Source organism: Parendozoicomonas sp. 2304DJ65-17, assembly GCF_058148445.1.
Genome location: NZ_JBYVJV010000089.1, coordinates 1 through 243, shown reverse-complemented (window position 1 = coordinate 243; position 243 = coordinate 1). Strand labels below are relative to the sequence as shown.

At 53.1% G+C, this 243-nt stretch carries 1 protein-coding gene; it reads left to right on the top strand.

Annotated features, from left to right (window positions below; translation table 11 throughout):
- Nucleotides 1-243: tRNA-dihydrouridine synthase (locus tag ACY2RR_RS24630; protein WP_490110841.1), on the top strand; the 243-nt coding region annotated here is incomplete at both ends.

Sequence of the window (243 nt, the reverse complement as noted above, 5' to 3'; positions counted from 1 at the left end):
GACCGGGTTCAGAATGGCGGCATCGGTGCCTGCCTGATGAAAGAGACAGCTTTAGTTGCTGACTGCATTAAAGCCATGCAGGACAGTGTTTACATTCCTGTCACGGTTACACACCGCATTGGTGTGAATGGCCGAGAGAGTTGGGACACCCTTGTTGATTTTGTTGGTCAGGTCGCCGACACCGGCTGCAAGACCTTTGTCGTTCCCGCCCGTATCGCCATACTGAAAGGTCTTAGCCCGAAA